The sequence below is a fragment of the Brunnivagina elsteri CCALA 953 genome, assembly GCF_002289455.1.
GTDB lineage: Bacteria > Cyanobacteriota > Cyanobacteriia > Cyanobacteriales > Nostocaceae > Brunnivagina > Brunnivagina elsteri.
This window is the reverse complement of record NZ_NTFS01000423.1, coordinates 1-5,417: the sequence shown is the minus strand read 5'-3', so window position 1 is coordinate 5,417 and position 5,417 is coordinate 1. Positions and strand designations below refer to the sequence as shown.

The window sequence follows — 5,417 nt, the reverse complement described above, 5'->3', positions numbered from 1 at the left end:
TGTCATCTACTGTGTAACCAAAGTCAAACTAACTATTACTTCACTTCTTCTCTAATTTCCAAACCCTCATCTGGATATCTAAACGGCTAATAATCTAACTTTGAGCATCCACACAAAGATACAAATATTCTCTGCGTAACTTTGCGTTTTACTCTGCGAACCTCCGCGTTTAAAAGCCAAACCCCAAGCCATTTTTAGTATAATTAGTTTTGAGTCTAGCTCTTTCCTTTTCACTTTTCTCTTTCCCCTCTTCCCTCCCACCTTTTTAGGGGAATACAATCAATCTCAAATTGGTCTAAAGCACGGGCAACGACAAAATCAACTAAATCTTCGATAGTTTGGGGATTGTGATACCAAGCTGGAATCGCCGGAACAATTCTCACACCAGCTTCTGCAAGGGAAGTTAAATTTCGTAAATGAATTAAACTAAAAGGTGTTTCACGGGGTACTAATACTAATTTACGTCCTTCTTTGAGTTGGACATCCGCAGCACGTTCTAATAAATCCCCACTCAAACCACCTGCAAGTTTACCAACTGTACTCATGCTACAGGGAATAATCATCATCCCTAAAGTCCGAAAGGAACCGCTAGCAATATTAGCTCCCACATCACCCCAAGGATGACAATTTAGTTTACCTCCGTTTTCGACTTGCGCTTGTTGTCGCCAAAACATTTCTTGCTGTAATGGTTCTGATGGCATCCGAATATCTTGCTCGGCTTGCCAAACCATATATGTTGATTTTGATGCGACTAATTCGATTGCATAGTCAGCAGCTAGTAGGTATTTAATCGTGCGAACGGCGTATATTAATCCAGAAGCACCAGATACGCCAATAATTAGGGGTTTTGACACAGTTGGTTATAAAGGGAAATGGGAAAGGGAAATGGGAAAGGGAAATGGGAACCAAAACTTATAAATGATAATAATAAACCAATTCCCAATCCCCAATCCCCAATCACGATTAATTTATTCGTCGTCTTCAAAATCATCGAGTTCGTCATCATCATCGTCATCGTCTGGATCGATGTCGTTTGCCATATACAATGGCATTTCGCCGTTATTATAGTCTTTGCCGACGATTGGTGTACCATCGCTACTAACGGTGACTAAATCGATTTGCTGACGGTAGTAATCGACGCTCTTGACTTGAACGGCAACGCGATCGCCTAATCGATAGGATGCGCGATTTTTTCGTCCAAATAGTGCTTGCTGTCTAGCTCGATACTCGTACCAATCGTCCTTGAGGGAACTAACGTGAACTAAACCTTCTACCCGTAAAGGATTTGGGCTGTCTTCGTCGGTGGCTTTGACTTCGATTTCCACAAAGAACCCGTATGATTGAACACCAGTAATCACACCGCTAAAAACTTCACCAATGCGTTGTTTCATCAGCGAAGCCCGTTGTAAACCAGCTAAATCAGCTTCAGCTTCTTGAACTTCTTTTTCGCGATCGTTGAGTTGGGTAATTACGCGGGTTAAATCGCTTTGTAATTCGCTTTGTAATTCGGGAGGAAGGACATTCCAGTTAATTTCCGCATGGTTGACAGAAGAGCGGAGATTAACCCGTTCTTTGATGCGAGTATTGCGGCGATCGCGTCCGTGTTCGAGCAAGCTGTGATATACCCTTTGCATTAGCAAATCGGGATAACGCCGCAACGGAGCGGTAAAGTGGGTATATTCGGGTAGCGATAACCCGAAATGGGGTACTTTATTCGTGCTGTACAAAGAGGGTTTGAGGGTATCTTGGAGTAAATAGGTCAAAACCTGTTCCGATGGCGAATCAGCGAATATCCTTGTGAGATGTTGGTAGTCGAGGGGTTGGACATCAACATCTTCGGGAAGGGAAAGTTCCACACCCAAATTAATTGCGAGTTTGAGCATTTCCTGTACATCTTCGGCATCAGGTGCTCCTTGAACCCGCCAAATTGCTGGAACTCCAAGGGCATTTAAGTGATTTGCCATCAGTTGGTTGCACATTAGCACCAACTCGGTGAATATTGACCTGACGGTGGAATTCGCCTCAATTACACATCCCAACATTCCTTCATCGTAGTACGGATTTTGGTTAGGTGGCAAATTTAACTGCAAACTTCCCCTGGCAGTACGGATGTTTTTGAGGGCATTTGTCAAGCGTTGGAGAACTTGCAACATCTCGACAGTTTCGGCAGAATCTTTGGTTTTTCTACCTTTACCTTCGATAACTGTTGTTGCTTGCTCCTGAGTCATATGTTTGTCAACTTTGACAACACTGGGGCTAATTTCCCACTCCAACACCTGTCCAGTTTTTGCTTCCAGGGTGATTAAAAACGAAAGTGCCAAGCGATCGCTACCAGCAACCAAAGCACATTTTTCCATTACCGCATCCGGTAACATCGGCAGGAATAATTCACCCAAATATACCGAACGTCCCCGTTTGAGGGCTTCGCGATCGAGAATTTCATCAGGTAGGATGTAATGGGTGGCATCGCTGATGTGGAAACCGACTAAATAATTACCTTCGGGAGTTGTTTCCAAGGATAAAGCGTTTTCCACAAACTTGGAATCCTCATTTCCACTCCCAGCACCACCAATTGTAATGGTAAAGCGATCGCGCAAATCCAAACGATTCTTTAAATCTGCCTTCAGCAGCTTTTTGGGTAACTTCGATGCCGCATCCAGAACCGCATCGGAAAAAGTACGGGAAAGGTCGTGCTTGCAAGTCACCAAATCAATATCGGCAGCAGCTTCGGCATCACTACCCAAAATTTGGACAACTCGACCCAAGGGTGGGTATTGTGCCAGAGGATATCGTAACACCTCAACATGGGCTAAATGGTCGATAGCTTCCTCCAAAGCCGTCAAATTGTTTTGTAATTTCAACTCAAACAGTAAGCGATCGTCTAAGGGAACAGCCCGAAAACCTGTTTCGACCTGTTTAATCCTTGCCAGCAAAGTATGGTTAGAGCGTTCTAAAATTAACTTAACCTCACCCTCTGGAGAACGACGACGACTACCTTCTTTGAGAACCCGCACCAAAACGCGATCGCCATTCCAAGCATTACTCAAATGACTTTCGCGAATATAAATGTCTTCAGCCCCCTCCACATCTTGGATTGCGAAACAAAAACCCTTACTCGAACAGCGCAGTTTAGCTTCAATTAGTCCTTCTTCGGTTTCACGGCGATATTTACCCCGCTCTTTCACCAAAATCCCAATTTTTTCCAGAACCTCCAAAGTAATATGAAGCTTGAGCAAGCTGAGTTCGTCTTCGCAGCCAAGTTTCTTTTCGAGTAATTTACGAGCTACCAATTTATCATCGGTGAAATTGGCAAGGAGTGTAGCGATTGAAAATTCCATGCAGTGAACCGACCTTTGGTCAAAACATCATTTGTTGTTGTGTTGTTGAAATGGGTTCTTTGCTATGTACCCTCACCACTGACTGACGTTTCGATTTGCCCCTAATTTTTAAGAGCAATCGAAGTTTGACAAGAAGCAGAAATGACTCAAATGAATAAGTCGATTTTCCTATTTGCTTCTTCCCACCACACGACAATCGTTCTTAGTTTGGTTCGTCAAAGTCCCCTAGTTGATGAGCCAATCTTACAGAGCCTTTCGTCGATGACATCTGCTACTCCCCGCGAGAGTATCGTTAATTTTCCTTAATCGGTAATTACGCAACTTTCTTTTAGAGAGGATTGATTTGGATAACTCTCCAAAAACAACCCGTATACCGAGAAAGAGAGGAATTGCAGGTGTCAGGTTGTCAAGCATTGAAGGTACTTTTACGCCATTCAACTCCGAATTTTAACTAGGAGAAGCTGTTGGTAAACCCAACTGTCCTACATGTAGAATCGGTAACAATTAGGGTAACAGTTGAACTAACAGTGAGGGCGAACCTTACCTTCCTCATTGTAGATTTAGAGGGTACTTCCAGAAAATACTTCTGGATATCAAATCAGGTAATTAGTATAGCATTGAGCCTTTATATTACCTAGACTAACCCACTGTAACCAAAAATTCTCCTACCTAACACCGTGCTACAATTAGGACGCTATATTAGAATAATCGGAATAGGGTAATAGGTAATGGGTAAGGGGCAATGGAAGAAAGGAAAACACTCGATACTCATCACTCTTTATTCAGCATCGCCTTTAGCAACCCCCCCCTAAAGCACTCAGCACTTGTTAGATTTATTTAGATTTATTTAGATTGTGGTGACTAAATTTATGTTGGGTTCGTTTCAAAACTTATATCCCACAAGCTGCCTTTTAACTGAGCTAGTTCAAATTTATAACGGTAAGTATATTGTTAAAGCTAGCTTGCAAATTGAAGGTATTACCCGCGCTACTGGGATGGCAGCAGCAGAAGTTCTCGAAGAAGCTGAAGACCGCTCCAGAGAAAGGGCATTAGCAATTTTTGTAACCGACAATAGTGCCATACCACAAGTTGATGCGATCGCAATTCCATCCGTAAGTACCACATCCATTAATCCTTCAATAAATGACGCGATACCTAGCTCCTACGGAACCAATTCACCAACGGTAAGCTACCCACAGGGTAGACAGGAAGTGGCTTCTGTAAGTACGCTAAAAGCGAACGCTAACGCAACTTCTACCACCATTCCCACACCAGCAAAAACAGCAAAAAAAACACAAATAACTCCGGAAATTCCAGCAAATAATCCAACAGGTAATAGTCCAACAACAAAGATTAAAGCCAATATAGTAGAGACTGAAGAAAAATTAGAAGAAAAATCTAATATTATCTCTACTGAGAATTCCCAGGAAGTTCACGCACCTGAACCTGAATTAAAACCTGAATTAGAATCCCCACTTAAACTTGAAGAAGCGATACCTAACTCAGAGGGAGTTAGTTCTGTAAGTGCGATCGCATCTACACCACAACAATCAACCTCATCAAATAAAACTAAGCCTGATGTAACTAGCAAAGAGTCAAATCAAGACTTAGCTGCAAATTTAAACCAAAATTTAAGCGAAGATTTGAGCAAAGAGACAAGTGAAATTACCACACCAGTAAATCAAATAGAACCTTTACCCGAATTTTCACATGAACAATTATTTGATATATCACTCGAATCTTCTGCCCCTAGCGATAAGCAAACTTTAACGCCAAGGGAGTATCCCGCAACCGAAGCTGAATTACCATTCCCAGAAAGTAACACCGCAACAAGTAATGTTATGCCATTTACCCCTGGTGATTACAATCCACCCGAAGAAATCGAAATTCTACTTCCCCCAGTACCAGAAAGCACACCTACAACAACCACAAGCAAACGAAAAAAGAAGAGCGAACCCGAAGATAATTCTGACGACATCGCTAAAATTGGCGTGGAAATGCAGCGCTTGTACTGGACTGTCGAACAAGGCAAAGATTACTTATTTCAGACTTATGGCAAAAAATCACGCCACTCACTTA

Annotated in this window: 4 protein-coding genes; 2 read left to right on the top strand and 2 right to left on the bottom strand. The window is 42.4% G+C overall.

Annotation, left to right across the window (positions count from 1 at the left end; translation table 11 throughout):
* Positions 1-230: 230 nt before the first annotated feature.
* Positions 231-854, bottom strand: coding sequence for a flavin prenyltransferase UbiX (locus CK510_RS25535; protein WP_095724345.1), 624 nt, complete (start codon positions 852-854; stop codon positions 231-233).
* Between the two features lie 114 nt (positions 855-968).
* Positions 969-3,338, bottom strand: coding sequence for a ribonuclease R family protein (locus CK510_RS25530; protein ID WP_095724344.1), 2,370 nt, complete (start codon positions 3,336-3,338; stop codon positions 969-971).
* A 150-nt stretch (positions 3,339-3,488) separates the two neighbouring features.
* Between CK510_RS25530 and CK510_RS32030 the strand changes: the two genes are divergently transcribed.
* Positions 3,489-3,644, top strand: a complete 156-nt coding sequence (locus CK510_RS32030; RefSeq protein WP_158224962.1) for a hypothetical protein — start codon at positions 3,489-3,491, stop codon at positions 3,642-3,644.
* A gap of 548 nt (positions 3,645-4,192) precedes the next feature.
* On the top strand, positions 4,193-5,417 hold a 1,225-nt coding region (locus CK510_RS25525; protein WP_211293304.1), incomplete at its 3' end, for a slr1353 family protein.

Coding starts and splice junctions, on each gene's coding strand:
- CK510_RS25530 (WP_095724344.1), bottom strand. CDS start 3,338: ATGGAATTTTCAATCGCTACACTCCTTGCCAATTTCACCGATGATAAA.
- CK510_RS32030 (WP_158224962.1), top strand. CDS start 3,489: ATGAATAAGTCGATTTTCCTATTTGCTTCTTCCCACCACACGACAATC.